At 46.9% G+C, this 22907-nt stretch carries 17 protein-coding genes; 9 read left to right on the forward strand and 8 right to left on the reverse strand.

Annotation, left to right across the window (positions count from 1 at the left end; translation table 11 throughout):
- Nucleotides 1-548 precede the first annotated feature (548 nt).
- A complete protein-coding gene (locus HHL16_RS20180; RefSeq protein ID WP_169427144.1) occupies nt 549-1346 on the forward strand; it encodes a M57 family metalloprotease in 798 nt (265 codons plus the stop codon).
- A 113-nt stretch (nt 1347-1459) separates the two neighbouring features.
- On the opposite strand, the gene HHL16_RS20185 is transcribed toward HHL16_RS20180, so the two are convergent.
- A complete protein-coding gene (locus HHL16_RS20185) occupies nt 1460-2518 on the reverse strand; it encodes a class I fructose-bisphosphate aldolase (protein WP_169427145.1) in 1059 nt (352 codons plus the stop codon).
- Between the two features lie 146 nt (nt 2519-2664).
- Nucleotides 2665-3732 (reverse strand): class II fructose-bisphosphate aldolase, encoded by a 1068-nt coding sequence (gene fbaA / locus HHL16_RS20190; protein WP_169427146.1) that lies wholly within the window; start codon nt 3730-3732, stop codon nt 2665-2667.
- Nucleotides 3733-4024: 292 nt separating this feature from the next.
- Here fbaA and HHL16_RS20195 point away from each other — a divergent pair, with 292 nt between their 5' ends.
- Complete coding sequence (locus HHL16_RS20195) at nt 4025-5149, forward strand: serine hydrolase domain-containing protein (protein ID WP_169427147.1); 1125 nt, start codon at nt 4025-4027, stop codon at nt 5147-5149.
- A gap of 8 nt (nt 5150-5157) precedes the next feature.
- On the opposite strand, the gene HHL16_RS20200 is transcribed toward HHL16_RS20195, so the two are convergent.
- Complete coding sequence (locus tag HHL16_RS20200; RefSeq protein WP_169427148.1) at nt 5158-6261, reverse strand: hypothetical protein; 1104 nt, start codon at nt 6259-6261, stop codon at nt 5158-5160.
- 11 nt (nt 6262-6272) lie between these two features.
- Entirely contained in the window at nt 6273-7067 is a 795-nt protein-coding gene (locus HHL16_RS20205) for a helical backbone metal receptor (protein ID WP_169427149.1), read from the reverse strand.
- A 220-nt stretch (nt 7068-7287) separates the two neighbouring features.
- On the opposite strand from HHL16_RS20205, the gene HHL16_RS24870 reads away from it, so the two are divergent.
- Nucleotides 7288-7815, forward strand: a complete 528-nt coding sequence (locus HHL16_RS24870) for a hypothetical protein (RefSeq protein ID WP_206022511.1) — start codon at nt 7288-7290, stop codon at nt 7813-7815.
- Nucleotides 7816-8246: 431 nt separating this feature from the next.
- On the opposite strand, the gene HHL16_RS20210 is transcribed toward HHL16_RS24870, so the two are convergent.
- Nucleotides 8247-11318, reverse strand: a complete 3072-nt coding sequence (locus tag HHL16_RS20210) for a CARDB domain-containing protein (protein WP_169427150.1) — start codon at nt 11316-11318, stop codon at nt 8247-8249.
- A gap of 269 nt (nt 11319-11587) precedes the next feature.
- On the opposite strand from HHL16_RS20210, the gene HHL16_RS20215 reads away from it, so the two are divergent.
- Both HHL16_RS20215 and HHL16_RS20220 read left to right on the forward strand, forming a co-directional pair.
- Nucleotides 11588-14827, forward strand: a complete 3240-nt coding sequence (locus HHL16_RS20215; RefSeq protein WP_169427151.1) for a S41 family peptidase — start codon at nt 11588-11590, stop codon at nt 14825-14827.
- A 149-nt stretch (nt 14828-14976) separates the two neighbouring features.
- Nucleotides 14977-15429 carry a hypothetical protein gene (locus HHL16_RS20220; protein WP_169427152.1) on the forward strand — a complete coding sequence of 151 codons (453 nt, stop codon included), beginning with the start codon at nt 14977-14979 and terminating at the stop codon, nt 15427-15429.
- A gap of 287 nt (nt 15430-15716) precedes the next feature.
- Here the strand turns inward: HHL16_RS20220 and HHL16_RS20225 are convergent, their stop codons facing one another.
- Complete coding sequence (locus HHL16_RS20225) at nt 15717-17078, reverse strand: pyridoxal-phosphate dependent enzyme (RefSeq protein WP_169427153.1); 1362 nt, start codon at nt 17076-17078, stop codon at nt 15717-15719.
- Nucleotides 17079-17166: 88 nt separating this feature from the next.
- On the opposite strand from HHL16_RS20225, the gene HHL16_RS20230 reads away from it, so the two are divergent.
- Together HHL16_RS20230 and HHL16_RS20235 are read left to right on the forward strand one after the other, a co-directional pair.
- A complete protein-coding gene (locus HHL16_RS20230; protein ID WP_169427154.1) occupies nt 17167-17820 on the forward strand; it encodes an alpha/beta hydrolase in 654 nt (217 codons plus the stop codon).
- Between the two features lie 96 nt (nt 17821-17916).
- A complete protein-coding gene (locus HHL16_RS20235; RefSeq protein WP_169427155.1) occupies nt 17917-20202 on the forward strand; it encodes a Tex family protein in 2286 nt (761 codons plus the stop codon).
- 30 nt (nt 20203-20232) lie between these two features.
- Here HHL16_RS20235 and HHL16_RS20240 read toward each other — a convergent pair whose 3' ends face one another.
- A complete protein-coding gene (locus HHL16_RS20240) occupies nt 20233-20748 on the reverse strand; it encodes a hypothetical protein (RefSeq protein ID WP_169427156.1) in 516 nt (171 codons plus the stop codon).
- A gap of 35 nt (nt 20749-20783) precedes the next feature.
- Entirely contained in the window at nt 20784-21368 is a 585-nt protein-coding gene (locus tag HHL16_RS20245; RefSeq protein ID WP_169427157.1) for a sigma-70 family RNA polymerase sigma factor, read from the reverse strand.
- Between the two features lie 250 nt (nt 21369-21618).
- Between HHL16_RS20245 and HHL16_RS20250 the strand changes: the two genes are divergently transcribed.
- Nucleotides 21619-21972, forward strand: a complete 354-nt coding sequence (locus HHL16_RS20250; protein WP_169427158.1) for a DUF6249 domain-containing protein — start codon at nt 21619-21621, stop codon at nt 21970-21972.
- Nucleotides 21973-22101: 129 nt separating this feature from the next.
- The gene (locus HHL16_RS20255) at nt 22102-22893 is read left to right on the forward strand and encodes a hypothetical protein (protein ID WP_169427159.1); all 792 of its coding nucleotides are present in this window, start codon (nt 22102-22104) and stop codon (nt 22891-22893) included.
- Nucleotides 22894-22907 lie beyond the last annotated feature (14 nt).

A 22907-nucleotide genomic window follows, 5' to 3' on the forward strand; every position in this document is an offset into this window, starting at 1 on the left:
CTTTTGCATGTAGCTGCGAACAACATTCTAATAACTCAATAGAGTTTATCAACAAATATTTACAAATTGAAATAATGCAATGCCGTTTATTTGTGCCTTCCTTCCTTCTAACAGTTTAACAGTAGCCACGAAAAACAAATGCGCACAATCATTTCCGTTAGTTGATGAATGCAACTTGTAACCCCTCTATGTCCATAATATACGCGCATCATTATACGTCCATAAAACACGACTGTAGTTTTACGAATATTTTTACGGACAACCGCTGAAACCCTTGCTGTGCCTAACTCTTTCAATATCAGTCTATCAAACTGGTGCACTTGAAAGTTGCAACATTGTTACAATAAAATTGCAAATGAGATGTTAACGCGTATCAGGATAAGTACTAACTTACACGTATAGACGTGTATACTATTCTCCTTCCCCCTGAACGACTTTTTTTTCTTTAGTAGACATCCCCATAGGGTATGTAGTAACCCTGCATATTCAAACGTAGTAACCCTGCGTAAGTGGAATACCATTTTCTAATTGACAAAAAAAACATGCACATGAGAAAGCTAATCACCATCACAGGGATCCCTGTGTTATTATGCTTCGTTTTGTTAATCTCCTGTAAGAAAAGTAACAATGAACCAACAGTTCAGCCAATTGGTGATGAGGTGTTGGCCAAGATCAAAAACCTGGGCTTCAGCACTGAGAATGTTCAGGCACATGAAGGTGGATACCTGGTTGAAGGCGACATCGTTCTTACCAATGAAATATTGAATGGAACGCTCGATCCTAAAACCCTGCGTATTGCAGAAGTTGAGCAGTATCGCACCACTGCCCTGGTAACAGGTCTTCCCCGCACAATTTCCATTCGCGTGAACGCTTCGCTTCCTGCAAGATATGCCCAGGCGGTGGATGGAGCTGTTGCCCGTTACAATGCGCTCAATCTGCAACTCAGATTTGCACGTGTAACTTCAGGTGGTAATATTGTTATCAACCCTGCGCCATCCGGTTCCGGTTACCTGGCTTCTGCCGGTTTCCCTTCAGGTGGCAATCCATACAGCCAGGTGCTGGTGAACAGGTCCTATCTGGATACCTGGAACATCAATACTGTTATTTCTATTATTGCCCATGAGGTTGGTCACTGTATCGGCTTCCGTCATACAGACTATATGGGTCGTCAATACAGCTGCGGCGGATCTCCTGTTAATGAGGGATCAGCAGGTGTGGGCGCTATCCATATTCCAGGCACACCAACAGGCCCTGATCCGAACTCATGGATGCTGGCTTGTATCAACAATGGCGTAAACCGTCCGTTCAATGCGAACGACGTTATTGCGCTGAATTATCTCTATTAAGCAAAATGGGTTACTGCATACCAGACCGGCCTCTTCAGACGGGGCCGGTTTTTTATTGCACAAAAAAGCCGCACAGAATTTCTGCGCGGCCATATACTTTCCGTAAAAGCTGATTAAGCTATGGTGATGTCTTTATCGAGATACACATCCTGTGTGGTGTGCAGCAGTTCAACACCCTCCTTGAAAGGACGCTGGAATGCTTTACGGCCCAGGATCAGTCCCATACCACCTGCACGTTTGTTGATCACGGCTGTGTACACTGCATCTGCCAGATCACTCGCACCCTTGCTCTCACCGCCACTGTTGATGAGACCTATACGGCCACTGTAACAGTTGAGCACCTGATAACGGTTGAGGTCGATCGGGTGATCGGTTGTGAGTTTGTCGTACACCAGCGGAGAGGTCTTGCCATGTTTGGTAGCCAGGTATCCGCCATTATTGGTAGGAAGCTTTTGTTTGATGATATCAGCCTGCAGCGTAACGCCAAGGTGATTAGCCTGTCCGGTAAGATCGGCTGAAGTATGATAATCCACTCCATCCACTTTGAAACCGTTGTTGCGGGTATAACACCACAGAATGGTAGCCATGCCCAGCTCATGCGCATATTCGAATGCTTCGGCAACTTCTTTCAGCTGACGTGCACTCTCGTTGCTGCCCCAGTAGATAGTTGCGCCTACTGCAACTGCGCCCATGTTCCATGCAGACTTCACAGTGCCGAACATCGTTTGATCGAACTTGTTGGGGAGGCTGAGGAATTCGTTGTGATTGATCTTTACTACAAACGGAATACGGTGTGCATACTTGCGGCTCATCAGTCCGAGTACGCCATAGGTAGAAGCTACGCCATTGCAACCGCCTTCCATGGCGAGTTTGATGATGTTTTCGGGATCGAAATAGATGGGGTTGGGAGCGAAGGCCGAACCACCGCTGTGCTCGATACCCTGATCTACCGGGAAGATGCTGCAATAACCGGTATTGCCCAAACGGCCATGTCCCAGGAGCGTCTGCATGCTGCGCAGCACCTGGTTGTTGCGGTTACTGTTGATCCAGGTTTTCTCCACGTGATCAGGAGAAGGGAGCTGGATCATGCTCTGATCGATAGTCTGGCACTTATGGTCAAGCAAAAAAGCGGCTTTATCGCCGAGAAGGTCAACAATCTTTTTAGAAGGCATGGTAAATATTGAGTTATTGGTTATGCAATCGCCCCGCAAAGATAGGGGCAGCGGGGTAGGATTCCCAGTCCGCCTGCATCACCACAGCCTTCCTGCAATTGACTTTCTTTAGCGTCAAAGCCGCTTGATCAGAGGAATTCTAAGTATTATGCGTTTCTGTTAATGCAGTTTAAATCGGTAAACGCTATTTCTAAACGTTTTATAAAGTTTTCCTCACCCTTGCGAAGCCATACGCGAGGATCGTAATATTTCTTATTGGGCTTCTCTTCGCCTTCCGGATTGCCCAGCTGACCCTGCAGATAACCTTCGTTCTTTTTGTAGTATCCCAGCACACCTTCCCAGAATGCCCACTGCAGATCGGTATCGATATTCATTTTGATAGCGCCATAGCTGATCGCTTCCCTGATCTGATGCTGAGGTGATCCACTGCCACCATGGAATACGAAGTACACTGGTTTGGGACCAGTCTTGAATTCCTTCTGAATATACTCCTGGCTGTTGCGCAGGATCTCAGGGCGCAGTTCCACATTGCCCGGAGAGTAAACGCCATGCACGTTTCCGAAAGCTGCCGCCACACTGAAGAGGCTGCCAACCTTGCCCAGTTGCTCGTAAGCATAGGCCACGTGCTGAGGCTGTGTGTACAGTTTGTCGTTCTCGATGCCGCTGTTGTCTACGCCATCTTCCTCACCGCCGGTTACACCCAGCTCTATCTCGATGCCCATTCCCAGTGGCTGCATGCGTTTGAAGAATTCAACTGAGGTGCCGATATTCTCTTCGATCGGCTCTTCTGAAAGATCCAGCATATGTGAACTGAAAAGAGGCTGGCCCTTCTCTTTGAAATATTGTTCGCCTGCATCGATCAGCCCGCTGATCCATGGAAGCCATTTCTTTGCAGCATGATCGGTATGCAGCACCACCGGCACTCCATAATATTTGGCTACGTTGTGAATATGAAGCGCACCGGAAACGGCTCCGGAAATATTTGCCTGCAGCTGATCGTTGGGCATTCCCTTGCCAGCAATGAACTGTGCACCTCCGTTTGAAAACTGGACGATGACCGGAGAATTTACTTTCGCTGCTGTTTCAAGTGTGGCATTGATGGTATCGGTACCAATGGTATTCACAGCAGGGAGGGCAAACTGATTCTCCAACGCATCTTTGTACAGCGCTTCCAGTTCTTCTCCGAAAAGTACTCCGGGTTTGTATTTCTTCATGATTTAATAATTTTTCTTGGGTCTTAATTAAGAAAGGAAAGGAGAGGTTGAAAGAAATTCAACAAATCAGACCTTTCGTTGAATGCGGCGCTAAGATAAGTACTGCTTCGCGTTTTAAAAACACAAATATTGAATTCCCAGGATATGTGAAAGAAGAAAAATCAACCAGAAACCAACCGAAACTGGTTTTGAAGGGCCGGATAACCAAATGAAATGATCTTGTCGAATAGCAGCATACCATTTGAAGCAGCAGGTGTAACTTGTTACTGACTCACCCGTTCAAACCTTATCTATGAAAAAAATAATTGTCTTTTTGGGAGGTCTATGCCTTTTCATGGCAGCAGGCGCCCAGTTGAAAACACTCAGCGGCCGCCATATCAGTCCACAGCAACTGGAGCAAGTCCTCCGGCATCAGATGGATTCACTTCATATCCCCGGAATTTCCTTTGCCCTCATCAATAATGGTAAAGTTGTTTTTCATCGCGCCATGGGCATAACCAATGTAGATACAAAACAGAAAGTGAATCCGCAATCCATTTTCGAAGCAGCTTCTCTCTCCAAACCTGTCTTTGCTGTATGGGTATTGAAAATGGTGGACGATGGATTGCTCTCTCTCGACACACCTTTGTACAAATACTTTCCATATCCTGATATAGAACACGATGACCGCTACAAACTCATCACAGCCAGAATGGTTCTGGCCCATACCTCCGGATTCCCCAACTGGCGATGGTTTCAGCCCGCGGACTCATCACTGGATATTCCACCTGCACAACTGTATCTTAAATTCACGCCGGGCACACAGTTCAATTATTCCGGAGAAGGATACCTCTATCTGAGCAGAGTGATTGCGCATCTCAATCACGTTAGCATTCAGCAGCTCGATCAGCTCTTTCAGCAACAATTGGCAACGCCGCTGCATATGCGCTATGCGTGGTTCAGCTGGAACGCCAAAATTCGCGGACACAAAGTGACCGGGCATAATGCTGGAAAAGCCAATTACAGAACATGGCACGTATTCCCCGGTCAGGATTCCACCTGGTTCGGCGCTGCAGGAGGACTCAACACAGAAGCGCTCAGTTATTCGCAATTCATCATCCATCTGATAAACCTCAAAGACACCCGCATGTTCAATGTGCAGGTGCAGCTACCGACTGACGACAACGGAGAAAAATCCGATACTGCCTGGGGACTCGGCATCGCTATCAGGCCAATGCCTTTCGGAACAATCTACGAACATACGGGAGACAATGGCGATTTCAAAGCCGGGATGGCCATCAACAGAAAAAATAAAACCGGTTATGTGGTCTTCACCAATTGCGATAACGGGAATATTTTCAATAAGCAGCTTCGTGCATATCTGTCGATGGGAAGCGGAGCATCAATCATCCATTCGCGAAAGAAAAGAAGTAAATAGAGAGTACATCAATCTTCAAACTTGCCCAGGTTCTTTTGAATCAATGCCAGATTCTTCTGCAGAGTCTGCTTCAGCTGACGTTTCACCAACTGCCCCATAGACTTGCATTTGAAGAAAGCAGCGCTCTTGAAATACTCTCCCAGTTCGGTTTTCAGCTGAGTGAGCTTTTCCTCGGTAGAGATCTTATCCTTCGCCATGAGGTTCAGCAGTTCCATTAACCTGAATCTGGTGCTCGCCACGCGGAATGCCATCATGGTTCTTTCTTCCGTCTGGTACTGTTCAACACTGTCTTTGTTGAGCAGCTTGGTGCAGAGTTCCACCATCTCCCGGTTCTCTTTGAAGAACTGCGGCAGGTAAAGATTCTTTCTTCCCTCATAAGACTGCTGATCGAAATCGATAGCGCGTATGCGATACTGAAAGTCTTCGATATCGGGCGTAATATCGATCACGAAATTATAGGATCGCATATCTCCGAGCAGCCGCACAAAGCAGCGTTCATTGAATTTCACGAACTCTTTTGCAAGCCTGATCTTATTGGTGCTGGGCTCATTGAGGTGTTTCTCTATGAATACATCACCGGGGATGCCAGGAATATGTTCTTCCACCAATGTATTGAGATGCGTGAGATAGGTAATGCGGTTGGGAGAGAGCAGATGTTCGAGCTCCAGACCGTATATGCGCGAAGCATCGGCTATTTTGATATAGTAGTGATCGTAGTTGTCGTTGAACTTGTTTACGATGCGGATGCGGAAAGGATTCGAATTGCCGAAACTGCAATAGTCGATCCGCGATACATCGAGGTGTTTGGTGAAAGTAAGATCGCCTTCTGTTTTGAGGATGGCATACATGCGTACCAGTCCTTCCCGGATGAATTCAAACTCCTTCATATCATACACCACTGTTTGCCAGTAAGTGTCTTTACCATGTTTATCCATCAGCGGAATGGAATAGGTAAAATGCAACAGGTCTCTGTAAGACACTGGCAGCTTTACTTCGCGGCCATGAAGCTTGAGGTAACCGCGCAGACCATCCTGAACAGGGAACATCGGCTTCTTGCGCGATGGCTTGTTCGGCTCATTCAGCGCCGGATCTATATCGTTGATAACAGACATGCCCAACTAAATTACGAAAAACCCTGTAACGGCAATTGCCTGAAATATTCCGGAGCATACTGAAGGCGGCTGCCATACCAGCTGAACATTTCCCCATCTACCAGCAGAATGCGCGTATCGGGAAGATGCGATTGCAGTTCGTCGATATGCTGCTGCTTAAAAGGGTAGGGCTCCGAAGAGAGCAGCAGCAGTTTGCATTGAGACGATTGCAGCTCTTCGATGCTCACGGCAGGATATCTTTTCGATTGCCCAAAAACGTTAGTGAGGCCACAGCGGGCCAGCATATTGCTGATGAAGGTATCGCCACCCACCGTCATCCAGGGATTGCGCCAGATGAGATACGCAGCGGGAATGGGCGGTGCATCCGGTTGCTTTGCCAGCTCATCGAAACCCGCAGCAATGCTGTCTGCTATCGCATTGGCCTGTTCGGTTCGGAAAGTGATTTCACCTACGCGGCGGATCATATCCAGCGAAGTATCAAGATCATGAATATCGCTTACCCAAACGGGATACTGCGCTGCCAGTTCCAGCACCTGTTCCCGTACATTTTCTTCTTTATTGGCAATGATGAGATCGGGTTGAAGCTGCTGAATAATTTCCGGTTTGATGGCTTTTGTGCCGCCTACGCGTGTTTTGCTGCGGAACCATTCGGGAGGATGAACACAGAATTTGGTGATGCCTGCCACCTGCTCGTCGAGCCCAAGATGATACAGCAACTCAGTCTGCGAAGGAACCAGTGATATGATCCGTTTCGGAGGAACCGCTATTTCGAGCGCTCTGCCGGTTTGGTCAGTGAATAATGGCATGCATGAATTTCATGCAAATTAAGAAAGGATGAAGCACGAAGAATAAATAAATGCGGAGGTTGGATTACAGGCCTGTTGAGTAATTGCCCTCCCCTGCGTTAGAGGGAGCAACAGGGTTAAAGGATGTCGTTGGTACCGCTGCTGTCCTCCTGCAAAAGAATAAGGATTGTTTTGCAGGAGGGTATTGGAGTTAAAGCAGACGGTTCTTAACACACAGGATTTGAACTTGACGGTTTCTTTCGGACGTTGGATTTTACTTCGGACGGTTAATCAAGGATCAATTGGACGTTCTTCACGGACGTTGGACTTGGATTGGTTTGTTCATCGGATCTGGACAATGGTCTTTTCTACGGATAATTGGACATTGGTTGATCAAGGACTTTGGACACGGTTTGATCATTTGGATTTTGGACTATTGAACTCTTTGAACAGTTTTCCGGATATCGGATCGGACTTTGGATTTTTAAAAAGAAAAAAGAAGTTGACTGATACTGGATTTTTTGGATTCTCCTGGATATTGGATTTAGTACACAGGTTATTTTCGGATATTGGACTGATTGATTTAGTTATCAATCAACTTCTGAAACAAAAGTACTGCCGGAGACCTTGGTTCGCAAGAGCAGAACAACTCGATTTAAAATGTTCGGCATTTACTGCTGTTATCGTAGTGTTTCAACCCATCATCTCGTATTCTTTGTATGCACGCATCGTAGAATTACCTGAAATGCCCTGTTTTAGCGGGTTTTGATTGATCTGTATCAAATGTATAAGCGCTTTCATATATGCGTTTGGGTTATTAACACAAGGTTACGTAACGGGAAAATGCGTTTTTACCTGTCCTCCTTTTGGGTACTTTAATCGCTATTTACTGTCCGTTGATCGAATAAACTTCATGTTGCGAACGGGCTTTTTCATCTTGTGAACGCCTGCATTTGCATGTGCATTTTCCCTTTTTGGTTCCATAACCCTGTTCCGTAGAAAAGTATTCAGGGCTCTAAAAGATTACAGGCCGGTTTAAAAGAGGTTGCCTTCCGAGGGCAGCCTCTTTGTTTTTAAGTGTATACACGTATATGCATGAGGTGCAGTCTGAGTATTTACACGCAGCCGCGTAAAATTGCCCGCAAATAAAAACGCCTGTGAGTTACTCACAGGCGTTTTCACTATTGAGACAGTGATATCCTATCGCTTCACTATCTTCTTTGTTATGATCGGTTTCTTACCGGCATTGTAAATGCTCAGGAAGTACACACCATTTTGGTAATGACTTAAATCGATGCTGAATTCGGTCCATCCTTTCAGAAACGTGAAATGCCTTTTCTGCAATTCTTTTCCATGTACATCGGTGATGATGTAGCTGCTGAATGGCGACAGATCTTCTCCCAGCAACAGCTTCACTTTAACCTCACCGGCGGTTGGGTTGGGGCCAAGCTGGAATGATTTGATGGGTCCGGGTTGACCACAATATTGCAGTATGAAAGTCTTGGCAGTGCTGCCGATACATCCATTGGCGGCCGTATAGGTGTAACTGATAGTCTGCGCTCCGGGCAACAAAGTTTTGAGGCTCCAGGTATCTTCGGTAACGCCATTGCCGGAGAATACACCGCCGGAAGGCAATGCAACAAGCTTCAGCTCTGTGTTTTCGAGGCATACCTGATCTGCCATATTGAATGCAGGAACCGGCACTTCTCTGATGCTCAGTATGGCAGGAGATGATGTAACACTGCTGGCACCCGCACTTACCACACAACGGAGCAATAATTTGCTGAGCGCTTTCAGTGAGTAACCGGACTGTTTTGCATTGGCAATATCTTCCCAGACATTTCCATCGGTGCTGCGCTGCCATTGATAGGTGATCGGAACATTGGCTGTAGCAATCACATCAAAGTTAACATTGTCGTCCTTGCAGGCATCCACATTGCCCGGATGCTGAAGCAGCGCCAGCGATGGACGCGTTTCGTATACGCCGAGATCGATAATGCCATCGCGGATGCGGAGGTTGGAAGCAAGATCATGTGTGATATCAGACAGATCTGGTGTTTGTCCTGCCTGGAAATACTGATTGTTGCCTATGTTGAGTAATGGGCTTTGCGGAGTAAGCGAATAATCACCATTGGCAGCATCAGTGAACAAAGGAGTGAGTGTGCCACTGGGATTATTATTCGGAATATCAGCTGCGGCTCCTTCAACATAACTGTATTTGATGCGGAATGTACCACTGCTGTTTGCGAGTGTGCTGCTGTTGCCGTAAATGATAGTGTTGCGTATCTCAGGTGAAGCCGATGCAATGCTCAATGCGCCACCCGAACTAACAGCGCGGTTGTTCGCGATTGTAACGTTGGTAAAGATGGGATTGCCATCTTGTGCTGCAAATATGGCTCCGCCTGATGCTTTGGAATAGTTTCTGGTGAAAAGAACATTGGTGATGGAGGCCGTCGATCCATCTATATACATCCCCGCACCATTGAGCGATGCACTGTTACCGGTTATGATCAGATTGCTGAGTTTCGGAGATGATCCGGTTATGTAAATGCCACCTCCGTTTTTTACCCAAACGGGATTGCCGCCGATCATTTCAAATTCACCGGCATTCATGGTTCCGCCGCCACCAGTGATGGTAAATCCATCGAGCAGTGCATTGCCTGCGTCTCCGGAAGAGATCACTACGTGAAGGGCATTCTCCATATTGTTAGAGATAGTGAGTGTGCCTGCATTGCCAGATATCATATCGTCGTTACTGTGATCGCCGTTGAGTATTGTCTCATTGGCTGGTATGCCGAGGTTGCGATTGGTATGCGAACCTTCCGTGCCCTCAAATCCGCCATAGATCTGTACATTCTTCACCATTCTGAAAGCGTTGTTGGGGCCGCCATCCATTCCGAAATATTCATCGGGCGCATGATAGAGTGGTTTGTATTCTCCTGCCGCCACATATATTTTTAGAGGATTGGCGGTGGTCCAGTCAGCTTCTCTGGCCTTTGCCCAGCGCAGTGCATCGGCCAGCTCATTCAGGGCATTGCCCCAGCTGCTGCCATCTCCGGGGCTCGGATGATCTTTCTTTACATACAACACATTGGATGCCGAAGGCGCAATGCTGCGTACTGTCATCGTAAGAGGGGCCGGCACTGTGATGATGCAACCATTTTTTTCTACTGCAACTGTAACGTTATCGCCATTATTGGGGAAGTAGGTAAAGTAAGGTGATGCATCATGTTGTTTGCCTGTATTATTCACATAGAAAGTATAGCTGTCGAATTCTGATGAAGCGAAGAACATTACCGGTGTTCCGGCCATCATATTGGCGTCTGCTGTGCTGCTGAAGTCCGATCGCATAGTCATCATCAATCCGATTGCGGGAATGCCGAGATCGGTCCTTTGTTGCTGATTGCCGGCATTGATATCGCTGGTGTATACCAGTGCAGGATCTACAACAGTTGCATTGGCGCTGGCCAATGGGGAATGCCCGCTTGCATTGATGGAAATACCCGACAGAAACAGATTGTCGCCGGGCACAAAAGTGGCAGGTGCCGTAAAAGGAATTTCAATCTCTGTTCCCAGCATGGCTGCCTGTATCACCAGCGGATCCGATTGCGTAAAGATATTGCCGCTATGATCGAAAAGCACACTGGTAATGCTTTTCCCAATACTCGATGCGTCGTTGCTCAGTTTCACCGTAACGCCGTTTACCTGTATCGGCACTTCCGGCACCGGAAATGCCACTGCCACAATTCCTGGCCCGCTGCCCGAACCCACGGCCATATTTATGTTGTCGTTCACGGCATAGCTGATTCTGTCGCAGCTGATATGCTGGGTAATGCTTTTGCTGTTATTGCTTTCGTTTTCATCGATGGGAACAGATACCTTGATGGTTTGAGTTCCCTGATCCTGTACGGGAAGTATAAAAGTTACCGTGGTTGTTTGTCCAGGTGCCAGCGAAGGGATGGCCTTTGAATCCGATTGCGTATTGCCTCCTGTGATGGAAAGCGATACAGGAATATTATTCTGCACCTGCGTTCCTGCGTTCCTGATTTTGGCACTGAGGGTCTGCTCTGTATTCCAGAGTTTATTTTGCGTGCCATGTGTGGCATGTACCCACTCCACTTCAATGTCGTGAAGCAGTAAGCCGGTTGCAACTGTTCTGTTATTGGAGAAGGAGGTGGCAGCAAGTACATTAAGAGGTTGGGCTGTGGCAGTACAAACCAGCACGCACAACATCAATGCCGCGGATACGGATGCAAAAACAGGGTTCTTCATGGTTCAGAGGTAAAATTTTATCATAAGCATTTACGCGATCGACATTTCCCACAACGCTGGAACATCAAAATTATTCTATATGAGTGCGAAAAAAGAAACCCACAGGGGTACAAAAAGTGGCCAAAATCAGCAGTTTGAACATTCAAGTGACAAGTTTTGCCTGCATGCAGAGCCTTGCCGGAAAATGCTTTATTTTACCCAACGATCTCTACAGGATGCCAGCTCTCCGGCAAACGCATCTTCATTCCAAAACGGATTAATCACATCACATGAAAAATTTACTGCTCGCAGGATGCCTATGTACCATCTCTGCTGCTGTGGGCGCCCAGGAAGCACGACTGCTGCGCTTTCCTGCTGTTAGTGGCAACACAGTTGTTTTCTCTTACGCAGGTGACCTCTACACCGTGGCACGCTCAGGAGGTGTAGCCCGCAAGCTCACCAATCATCCGGGTTACGAAATGTTCCCCAAATTCAGTCACGACGGAAAAACCATTGCCTTCACCGGACAATACGATGGCAACACCGAAGTATTCACCATCCCCGCTTCCGGCGGCGTTCCCAAACGAATCACCTATTCGGCTACACTTACGCGGGATGATGTATCAGATCGCATGGGCCCCAATAACGTGGTGCTCGGCTGGAGTCCCGACGACAAACAAGTGGTGTTCCGCAATCGCGGCAACTCGGCCAATCCATTCAAAGGACAGATCTATCTGGCTCCGCTCAATGGCGATCTGGCCAAAGAACTGCCCTTCTCCGTAGCAGGATGGGCCAGCTACAACGAAGATGGAAGCAAACTGGCCATGAACCGCGTGTTCCGTGAATTCAGAACATGGAAACATTACAAGGGAGGCATGGCCGATGATATCTGGCTCTACGACGTAAAGAGCGGCAATTCTGAAAATCTCACCAATAATCCTGCACAGGACATCTTTCCGATGTACAAAGGAAATACGGTGTACTTCCTCAGCGACCGCGATCATACCATGAACCTCTTTGCGTACGACATCAATACAAAACAAACAAAGAAGCTCACCAACTTCACCGAATACGACTGCAAATTCCCTTCACTGGGAGATAATGCCATCGCATTCGAGAATGGAGGATATATCTACCTCTACGACCTTGCTTCGGGTCAGCAACAAAAACTGACCATCAGTTTCTCCGAAGACTTTTTGTCTGCAAGACCTAAGCTGGTAGACGGTTCCAAATTCGTTGAATCATTCTCCGTAGCGCCAGACGGCAAGCGCGCTGTATTCAGTGGAAGGGGAGATGTGTTCACCGTTCCTGAAAAGAATGGTGTAACGCGCAACCTTACTCGCAGCAGTGGAGCGCACGATCGCTCTGTGGCCTGGAGCCCCGATGGGCGCTGGATTTCTTTTATCAGCGATCGCAGTGGAGAAGATGAACTGTACATCCAGAAACAGGATGGATCAGAACCAGCCAAAGCGCTCACCAAAGGTGGTGGCAGCTACAAGTTCTATCCGGTCTGGAGCCCGGACAGCAAATGGCTGCTGCTTGCCGACCGTGCACAGGATCTCTATTATGTGAACGTAACATCCGGTGCAAAAACACTGATCACTCACTCCGAAAGTGCAGAGATCACAGAGTACAGCTGGGCGCCTGACAGCAGATGGATCGCATACACACAGCCCGGAAAGTCGAGAGGTAGCGATATCGTTCGCGTGTACAACCGCGAAACGAAAAAAGATATTGCCGTTACCGACGAATGGTACGATAGCAATGGCGCCAGTTTCAGTCCCGATGGCAAGCTGCTCTATTTTATCTCGCAACGCGATTTCAATCCCACTTACAGCCAAACAGAATGGAACCATGCGTACGTAGATATGAGCAAACCATACTACGTCCGGCTCACAGCTTCCGGCAAATCTGCTTTTCAGCAGGAAAGCGATGAGGTGAGCATCAAAGAAGAATCAAAAGCTTCCGATAGCAAAAAAGCATCCGACTCGGTTGTTGTAACTATCGAAGAGGAAGGGCTTGCAGACAGAATAGAAAGTCTTCCTGTAAATCCCGGCAATTACAGAACGCTGGTTGCAACTAACGATGGTGTTTACTATGCCTCCGGATCAACACGCAATGCTCCTTCCCTGAAATTCTATAGCCTTAAAGACAAAAAAGAAAATGATCTCGGAATTTCCGGAGGATTCGATATCAGCGATAACAAAAAGAAAATAGTGTTTTCACGTGGCGGCGATTTCTATCTCGAAGATCTCGGCACATCGAGAATTGAAGCTCGCAATGAGCTCAATCTCGATGGACTGAAATTCATCACCGATCTCCGCGCAGAATGGACGCAGGTGTATGATGAGAGCTGGCGCCAGATGCGAGATTACTTCTACGATCCGAATATGCATGGTGTTAACTGGAAGAAAGTGCACGATCGCTATGCGGAGCTGCTTCCATACGTGAACCATCGCAACGATCTCACTTATCTGATCGGTGAAATGATTGGCGAACTCAATATTGGTCATGCTTACGTTAACAGCGGAGATCGTCCGGATGTAGAGCGAATCAAAACAGGTATGCTGGGCGCACGTTTCTCTCGCGATAAATCGGGTTACTACAAAATAGATTCTATTCTCAGCGGAGAGAGCTGGGATAAATCGTTGGTGTCGCCGCTTCGTCAGCCAGGCATCAACGTAAAAAAAGGAGATTACATCATTGCCATCAACGGTACTGATGTCAGCAAGCTGAGCAATCTCTACGAAGCATTGCTCGGTCAGGCTGATCAGGTGATAGAGCTTACGACAAACAGCACTGCATCTGCCAGCGGAGCGAAGAAATATCTCGTGAAACCCATCGCCGATGAATCACAACTTTATTATCACGAGTGGGTGCAACAGAATATCGCCAAAGTAACGGCCGCTTCCGGTGGACGCATTGGTTACCTGCATGTGCCTGATATGGGACCAACAGGGTTGAACCAATTTGCGCGTTACTTCTATCCTCAGCTCGATAAAGAAGCGCTCATCATCGACGATCGTGGCAATGGTGGAGGAAACGTAACTCCGATGATCATCGAAAGGCTTCGTCGCGAAGTGAGTCAGGGTACGATGTTCCGCAATGGCAAGTTCAGCAGCGTGCGCCCCACGCAAACGCAGATCGGACCAAAAGTTTGTCTCATCGATCAGTACTCTGCATCAGATGGCGATCTCTTTCCGTTCACTTTCCAGTTCCATAAGATCGGGCCATTGATTGGGCAGCGTACATGGGGTGGAGTAGTGGGCATTCGTGGATCATTGCCGTTTATCGATGGTGGTGATCTCCGTAAACCAGAGTTCGCAACCTTTGCAGCAGACGGATCCAGGTTTGTGATCGAAGGAGAGGGTGTGCATCCGGATATCGAAGTGATTCAGGATCCGCATCAGGAATGGCTCGGCAACGACCAGCAACTGAAACGCGGCATCGATGAATTGCTGAAACAATTGCAGCAGAAAGGAAAACAGGGTGTGCCGCCGATTCCGGCTTTCCCCGACAAGTCTAAATAGTTGTCGATAGTCTATTGAAAAGGGTATGTGATTACAGTGTAACCTGTAAGTTCGCATACCCTTTTCCGTTAAAAATATGTAATGGCGGTTGTTCATTACCGGGATAAATCGAAAGTTTGGAATTACATTGCATATTCAAACTTTAACGAATGCTCTTAGACAAGTACGACTTTGAAGCCAATGATACTTTCGATAGTTTTTCTTTTGAGAGCCAGGGTAAGAATGGTACTATAAAGAAAAGAATTGACTATCGTGCCTTTTCCCGTTTGCCTAATGGCGATCCCGTATATAACTTGGGTTTTGGCGATTGGACTGAAGAAACCGAATTATTGGATGATACTTCAATTTCGAATAATGGCGACAGAGATAAAGTGCTGGCCACTGTTGCATACACTTTAATCAGCTTCAATGAAAAAAATGGGAACATTCCAGTATACGCAAGAGGAGTTACTCCCGCAAAAAACAGATTATATCAGATGGGGATCAACGCCAATCTAAAGGAGATCAAAACGATGTTTGATGTGTACGGCTCAAAAGATAACCAATGGGTTGAATTTGAACCTGGGTGCAATTACGAAGCCTTTCTCGTTATTAAAAAATAATCGTAAATTCGGTTTCGAAAAAAAGGAGGTATTATGTTTTCTAATGAAGAAAAAGATAAAAGCCCGAAGGTGAATTGTACTCCCAAAATAACGGTAAACAATTCCATGCCAGATTTGACCAACGATCCGTTTCTTATCAGAAAAGCAGAAGCTGCTGCAAAAATGATCGAAAAAAATGGTTTTCCCGAAGCGCTTCTCAAAAGAAAGTAAGTAGTTCATCCTAATGAAATAATTAAAAGCCCCGCAGCTCAAACTGCGGGGCTTACCATTTTTATTAACACCGAACGCTAGCTGCCGAGCGCCTGAATTACGTCGTACTTGGTAACAATATGGAAATTGCCCGCATCATCTTTGCCGAGCACTGCGCCATTGTCTTTATTGATCAGGCTGCGCAGTTTTTCCAGCGGTGCATTGAAATCAACCACCGGAAAAGCAGGCTCCATCACCGTTTCCACCTTTGCGCTGCGGATATCCGGATTGGAGAATACTTTCTGAAAGAGTCCGCTTTCGCTGATAGCACCCACAGGGCCATTGCCATTGATCACGGGAATATGTTCGATATCGTATTTCTTCATCAGTTCCACTGCTTCAGAAACAGTATGCGACGGCTCGATGCTTACCAGTTTGTGTTTGGCATTGCGGCCACTCACGATGTCGCGGAAAGTTTTCACATCGAGGAAACCGCGTTCCATCATCCACTGATCGTTGTAGATCTTTGCAACGTAACGGCTGCCATGATCGTGGAAGATAACTACCACCACATCATCTTTGGTAAGCTGGCTGCCGAGTTGCATCAGGCCCTGCAGGCAGCTGCCTGCGCTGTATCCGCAGAAGAGTCCTTCTTCCTTGGCGAGGCGGCGTGCCATTACCGCACCATCTTTATCTGTTACCTGTTCGAAGTGATCGATCACTTTCATATTGTAGTTCTCAGGAACGAAATCTTCGCCGAAGCCTTCCGAGATATATGGATGCACTTCGTTCATATCTATCTCACCGGTTTTGAAATATTTGGTGAGCAGTGATCCGAATACATCTATTGCCCAGATCTTGATATTGGGATTTTGTTCTTTCAGGTACATCGCAGTACCAGTTACTGTTCCGCCGGTACCTGCCGTGCATACGAGGTGTGTGATCTTTCCGTCGGTCTGTTTCCAGATCTCTGGTCCGGTTGATTCGTAATGCGCCTGGCGGTTGGCGAGGTTATCGTATTGATTGCAAAGGAATGAATTGGGGATCTCTGCTGCGAGCTTTCTCGCTACAGAATAATACGAACGTGGATCGTCGGGCTCAACATTGGTAGGGCACACAATTACTTCTGCGCCTACAGCTTTGAGGATATCCATCTTTTCTTTGGACTGCTTATCGGTAGTAGTGAAAATACATTTATATCCTTTCACACAGGCAGCAAGTGCAAGGCCCATACCGGTATTGCCGCTGGTACATTCGATGATGGTACCTCCGGGTTTCAGTTTGCCTTCTTTTTCTGCCACTTCGACCATCTTTACTGCCATCCGGTCTTTGATGGAGTTGCCGGGGTTGAAATAATCAACCTTGGCCAGCACGGTGGCAGGCAGATGTTTGGTGATCTTGTTGAGTTTGATCAATGGCGTATTACCAATCGTTTCGAGTATGTTCTGTTTGATATCCATATTAGTAGATTCTGTTCCGGACAAAGGTAAGGTTTTAGGGTGGCCGGGAAGCTGGGCAGGAATGCGCCATCTTCATTAAATTTGGGTAATGAAAATCTCCAGAGTTTATTTTATCAGCGGACTGGCGGCAGATGAACGGGTATTCAGGCATATCAAACTACCCGAAGGTGTTGAAATGGTGCATCTTAACTGGATAACCCCCAATAAGAACGAAACCCTTGCTGCATACGCTATGCGGCTGGCCGAAAAAATCGATACCAGCAAACCGTTTGCGATAGCCGGACTAAGTTTCGGTGGTATGCTGGCCACGGAGATCGCTAAACGATACCAGCCCGTTCAGACAATTCTTATTTCGAGCATACCTCTATCCGACCATTTGCCGAAATATTTCAGAGCGGCAGGAGCTATCGGCCTGCATCGCATCATCCCCATTGGTTTTGTAAAAATGATGGCCAGAAGCAAACGCTTCTTCACCACAGAAAAAGGAGAGGATAAGAAACTGCTCTGGGAGATCATCAACGACAGCGATAACAATTTCATCCGATGGGCCATGAATGCCATCCTTAGCTGGAAGAACACTCAATTGCCCGAACCATTGATGCATATTCACGGAACAAGGGATGAAGTGCTTCCGGGCCGCTTCACAAAGCCTACGCATGTGATTCCGAAGGCCGGACATCTGCTGGTACTCACAGCTCCGCAAAAGGTGAATAAATTGTTGGCCGAAGTGGTAAGCAGCTAATTAAAACAAACTTTTTTCTTTCACTTCAACCCTTACATTTGCTCCCCCGATTCAGGAGTGGTTTTTACCCTGACCGTTCAGTAAAATCAATTTATCATGGAACCTAAGTACAGTCAAAAGATTGCGGAGAAACTGAGTCTCACCCTTAAACAGATCAACAATGTGTTCGACCTCAACGCTGAGGGCGCAACCATTCCCTTCATGGCGCGTTACCGGAAGGAGGCTACCAACAATCTGGATGAGGTGGCAATCGGTAACATCGTTGAACAGATCAACTACTTCAATGAGCTCGACAAGCGCAAAGAAACGGTGATCAAAACCATCGATGGCCTTGGTAAACTCTCTCCTGAACTGAAGCAGCGTATCGACGATTGCTTCGACGCTACTGAACTGGAGGATCTCTATCTTCCTTATAAACCCAAACGCAAAACCAGAGCAACTCAGGCCATTGAAAAAGGGCTGGAGCCACTGGCCAAACTCATATTCGAACAAGGCAACGACGATCTCTCTGCCGAAGTGGAGAAATACCTCAACGAACAGGTGAAAGATTCCAAAGAAGCCCTGCAGGGTGCACGGGACATCATTGCAGAATGGGTTTCCGAGAACGAACAGGCACGTAACAAAGTGCGTCAGCTTTTCAACGAAACAGCTACCTTCTCTTCCAAAGTGCTCACCAGCAAAAAAGAGGAAGAAGAAGCACAGAAATACCGCGACTATTTTGAATTCAGTGAGCCATTGGCCGACAGCCCTTCTCACCGCATCCTGGCCATCCGCCGCGCAGAGAAAGAAGGTTATCTGGTGATGGATATCAACATAGATCAGCAGGCTGCTGCTGACGATCTCAACAGGATCTTCGTAAAAGGATCGAGCCCGCTCGCAGGCGAAGTGAAGAAAGCGGTGGAAGATTCACTCGATCGTTTGCTGAAACCTTCCATCGAAAACGAATTCCGCCTCATCAGCAAGAACAAAGCCGATGAAGAAGCTATCAATGTATTTGCGGAGAACCTCCGTCAGTTGCTGCTGGCATCACCACTCGGTTCAAAACGTGTGCTGGCGCTGGATCCCGGCTTCCGTACCGGTTGCAAGCTCGTTTGTCTCGATGCACAGGGTAATCTGGTGTACAACACTGCAATCTATCCGCATCCTCCGCAGAACGATTGGAACAAAGCAGTAGCGGAACTGAAACATCTCGTAGACAAATATGATATCGAAGCCATCGGCATCGGTAACGGAACAGCAGGGCGTGAAACAGAGCAACTGGTTCGCAGCATCGACTTCGGAAAAACAGTGAGTGTGTTTCAGGTGAATGAAAGCGGTGCATCTATCTACTCCGCATCGGAAGTAGCCCGTGAAGAATTCCCCGATCAGGATGTTACCGTACGTGGTGCAGTGAGCATCGGCAGAAGATTGCTCGATCCGCTGAGTGAACTGGTGAAGATCGATCCAAAGTCAATCGGTGTTGGACAATACCAGCACGATGTAAACCAAACCAAACTCAAAGACGCACTCGACAGAGTAGTGGAAAGCGCTGTGAACTATGTAGGAGTTGATGTGAACACTGCATCCAAACACCTGCTGGTATATGTATCGGGATTGAGCGCCACACTCGCCAAAAATATTGTTGAATACCGTGCTAAGAACGGTGCATTCAAAAGCCGGGAAGAACTGAAGAAGGTTTCTCTGATGGGCCCCAAAACTTTCGAGCAGTGTGCAGGTTTCTTACGCATTCCCGGTGCTGAAAATATCCTCGACAACTCTTCCGTTCACCCCGAAAGTTATTTTGTGGTGGAGCAGATGAGTAAAGATCTGCAGGCATCACCCGCAGAACTGATTCAGCAGGCTGATCTCCGCAAGAAGATCGACCGTAAAAAATACATTTCCGAATCCATCGGTGAATTCACCATCGACGATATCCTGAAAGAACTGGAGAAGCCCGGTCGTGATCCACGCGCACCAATAGAAGAGTTCCGTTTCGATGATACCATCAAGGCTATCGAAGATGTGAAACCCAATATGGTTGTGCCTGGTATCGTAACCAATATCACCAACTTCGGTGTGTTTGTAGACATCGGTGTAAAGCAGGATGGACTGGTGCATATCTCACAACTCAGCAACACGTATGTTTCTGATCCGAATGAGGTAGTGAAACTGAATCAGAAAGTAACTGTTACAGTAACTGAAGTGGATGTTGCGCGCAAGCGTATCAGCCTGTCGATGAAAGATGCCAGCAAAGGCAGTAGCAGCAGGCCTTCCGGCGGCGGCGGCGAAAGAAAACAGCCGAACATTGGTGGAGGAAACAAATCGGCACAGCCTAAAAAAGCAGAGCCTTTGAATCCTTTCCAGGCCAAACTGGCGGAACTGAAAAAGAAGTTCAAAGACTAAGCAATAATTGATTTATAAGAAAGGAGCAGGTTAATGATCCGTCATTTCCCTGTTCCTTTTTTGTTTTTTACGCAATGTCATATCCAGCAGCATCAGGGCCATTACTACAGTGGCGATGATCATTCCGTTGATCACAGTAGGGCTGAGGTATTTGTTCAGATCCACTTTAGGTAAATCGAGTGATTTGCCTGTGTTGGGAGCAGACCAGTTCACATTCGCCAGCATCCAGATTACTAATGCAGTAATGCTTAGTATGAAGAATCCGGCGATTACGCGGATCACCGATTTTTTTATATAGCTGCTGGCGGCAGGTGCGATCTTTTCATTGGCAACCAGATCCATCACATTCTGCGTAAACCGCATGGAAGGCTCATCCAGCTCAATATTGTGTTGCATCAGCTGATGTACATCGAGCAGTTCATGGTATTTTCTTCTCCATTCAAGATTGGTTTCGATCAGCTGTGCAACAAAAGATTTTTCTTCCTCGCTGCTGAGGCCGTCGATATAATCCCACAAACGTTCTTCCATATTTTCAGGCTTGTTCATAGCTGCCTTTTTTGAATGATGATCAAATGTTGTTCTTAGTCTGCGATGTTCTTTACTTCTTCTGCAAAATGTTCTTCCATTTTGTTTCTGAGTCTTTGTCTGGCCCGGTGAAGTTTCACTTTCACCGTGTTGGGATCGAGGCCGATGATGCGGCCGATCTCTTCGAGTGATTGTTCTCCCTTGTAGAAGAAGGTGATGATCTTTGCATCATCCGGACTCAGCATCTGAATGGCCTGGTTCACCATCTGCATCCTCGATTTCGCTTCTACCTGATTGGCTTTGAAGTCGGAATTCTGTGCGTCCGCCACTTCAAAAACATGCTCCTGATCCAGTGAATGTACAGCCAGTTTCTTCTTTCTGAGAAACGAAATGCAGGTTGTATTGGTGATGGTGTACAGCCAGGTGCTGAATTTGGAGTCTCCACGGAAATCGGCCAGATTGCGATAGGCTTTCACAAATACGTCCTGAGCAATTTCCTCTGCATCTTCTCTGTGCGGGGTGAACCGCATAGCGATGGTGAACACGAAGTTCCGGTATCTTTCCACCAGTGCCGCGTACAGGTTGTTTTCTCCATGCAGTACCCTGCTAATGATCTCAGTATCAGTCGTTGCAATGTTCATCGCAAGGGATTAGACTACAGTTGTGCTTGTTAGGTTACAGGTAAGGTACAAATATTTGAAATGGGTAGTATTCTTATCCTGATCAATTTTTTTATTATTTTCAGCAAACCTGTAACCTCCCGGAGAAAGGGGTAGTCATAGTTGTTGTAAGGAGGCCGGCAAAAAAAACTTCAAAAGCTGTAACCTGGGATGAAGAAGCCGCGTCAGATCCTCCGGAACCCAATCACAACAACCTAATAAAAATAGTTTTATGGAAGGAATATTAGTACCGATACTTATCTGCCTTGGTTTCTTTGCAATGGTTTTCGGAATTGTGTACATGAGTAAAAGAGAGAACCTCGCGATGATCGAAAAAGGCATGAACCCAAAAACGTATTCAGCTGCACCGCACAGAAGTTTGAAATGGGGATTGCTGCTGGTAGGAGCAGGATTAGGATTGCTGCTGGCATTTATGCTGCATCATTCCGGGATATTCAAAGTGCAGGATGAAGATGAGTTTTCAGCCATTTACTTCGCGCTGATCGGTATCGGTGGTGGTCTTGGACTCATCCTTTCTTACAGAATTGAAAAGAAGGATACAGAGAACAACAGGATCGAACGATAAGCATTCATCGCCTCAAATATCATATCCGGATCAACGTTGTTGATCCGGTTTTTTTATGCTTCGTCGATCCATTGGGCAGTTGATCGGAATCGACCGTAATGCAGGCTACACTGCTGGTAATATTGTTGCATGAAAATTTCTATCCTCTTTGCTGCATCCATTCTTTGTATGGCTGCAGCTTGCGACAAAAAGAACAGGCAACAGTCGGAGACTGAGAACCCTTATCCTGATGGTATCAAAGCTTCGATCAATCAGCCGGGTATAGGGCCTACTCCCGGCACACCAAACGGAACTCCATTTGTGCTTCCTCCCGGCGTTAGACTGGTAGACCGTCCGAACTTTCGTTTCGATCCCGATCTAAAAAGACTTCATGGCAATGCCAATGCATTTTATGTTGCATTACATTTTGTGAACGACAGCACGAAAGGAGATAAACTGATTGAACTTCCTGATGCGTTGGTAATGCTGAGTGCAGCATCTGCAAGATATCAGAACGGAATGCTGATGGATCGGATAAGAATCACCATTCCTGCGAATGGACAGGGACCTGGAGGTACCAATGATACCACCACCATTTATGTGGGAGTGATTTGCCTCAATGAAAATCTTCCGAATCCTTTCATGGAAAATCCGCATCCCGATGCAGAGATGTACCCTATTGCGGATGGCACATTCAGGCCTTTTGTAGTAAGCAATGACCCCAATCTGCTGAAACTTATTAAACTTCTTCAGGGATATGATTTAAGTCTGAAACGCCACTACACTGTGCCCGAAGGAAATGCAGAAGAACAGCCGGAAGATCAGAAGATCTATACACTCATTCAGCAAATGGTATGGAAGATAACCGACGATAATTTCGGAATCACCAGTAAGGATATGGAAGAACTGGTGGAAGCATTGAAGCCCTACAGGAAAAAATAATGGTTTTGGAAAAA

It is taken from the genome of Pseudoflavitalea sp. G-6-1-2 (assembly GCF_012927185.1).
In the GTDB taxonomy this organism is placed as follows: Bacteria; Bacteroidota; Bacteroidia; order Chitinophagales; family Chitinophagaceae; genus Pseudobacter.

Coding starts and splice junctions, on each gene's coding strand:
- HHL16_RS20210 (WP_169427150.1), bottom strand. CDS start 11,318: ATGAAGAACCCTGTTTTTGCATCCGTATCCGCGGCATTGATGTTGTGC.
- HHL16_RS20200 (WP_169427148.1), bottom strand. CDS start 6,261: ATGTCTGTTATCAACGATATAGATCCGGCGCTGAATGAGCCGAACAAG.
- HHL16_RS20235 (WP_169427155.1), top strand. CDS start 17,917: ATGGAACCTAAGTACAGTCAAAAGATTGCGGAGAAACTGAGTCTCACC.
- HHL16_RS20255 (WP_169427159.1), top strand. CDS start 22,102: ATGAAAATTTCTATCCTCTTTGCTGCATCCATTCTTTGTATGGCTGCA.
- HHL16_RS20250 (WP_169427158.1), top strand. CDS start 21,619: ATGGAAGGAATATTAGTACCGATACTTATCTGCCTTGGTTTCTTTGCA.
- HHL16_RS20230 (WP_169427154.1), top strand. CDS start 17,167: ATGAAAATCTCCAGAGTTTATTTTATCAGCGGACTGGCGGCAGATGAA.
- HHL16_RS20185 (WP_169427145.1), bottom strand. CDS start 2,518: ATGCCTTCTAAAAAGATTGTTGACCTTCTCGGCGATAAAGCCGCTTTT.
- HHL16_RS20245 (WP_169427157.1), bottom strand. CDS start 21,368: ATGAACATTGCAACGACTGATACTGAGATCATTAGCAGGGTACTGCAT.
- HHL16_RS20220 (WP_169427152.1), top strand. CDS start 14,977: ATGCTCTTAGACAAGTACGACTTTGAAGCCAATGATACTTTCGATAGT.
- HHL16_RS20205 (WP_169427149.1), bottom strand. CDS start 7,067: ATGCCATTATTCACTGACCAAACCGGCAGAGCGCTCGAAATAGCGGTT.
- HHL16_RS20240 (WP_169427156.1), bottom strand. CDS start 20,748: ATGAACAAGCCTGAAAATATGGAAGAACGTTTGTGGGATTATATCGAC.
- HHL16_RS20215 (WP_169427151.1), top strand. CDS start 11,588: ATGAAAAATTTACTGCTCGCAGGATGCCTATGTACCATCTCTGCTGCT.
- HHL16_RS20195 (WP_169427147.1), top strand. CDS start 4,025: ATGAAAAAAATAATTGTCTTTTTGGGAGGTCTATGCCTTTTCATGGCA.
- HHL16_RS20180 (WP_169427144.1), top strand. CDS start 549: ATGAGAAAGCTAATCACCATCACAGGGATCCCTGTGTTATTATGCTTC.
- fbaA (WP_169427146.1), bottom strand. CDS start 3,732: ATGAAGAAATACAAACCCGGAGTACTTTTCGGAGAAGAACTGGAAGCG.
- HHL16_RS20225 (WP_169427153.1), bottom strand. CDS start 17,078: ATGGATATCAAACAGAACATACTCGAAACGATTGGTAATACGCCATTG.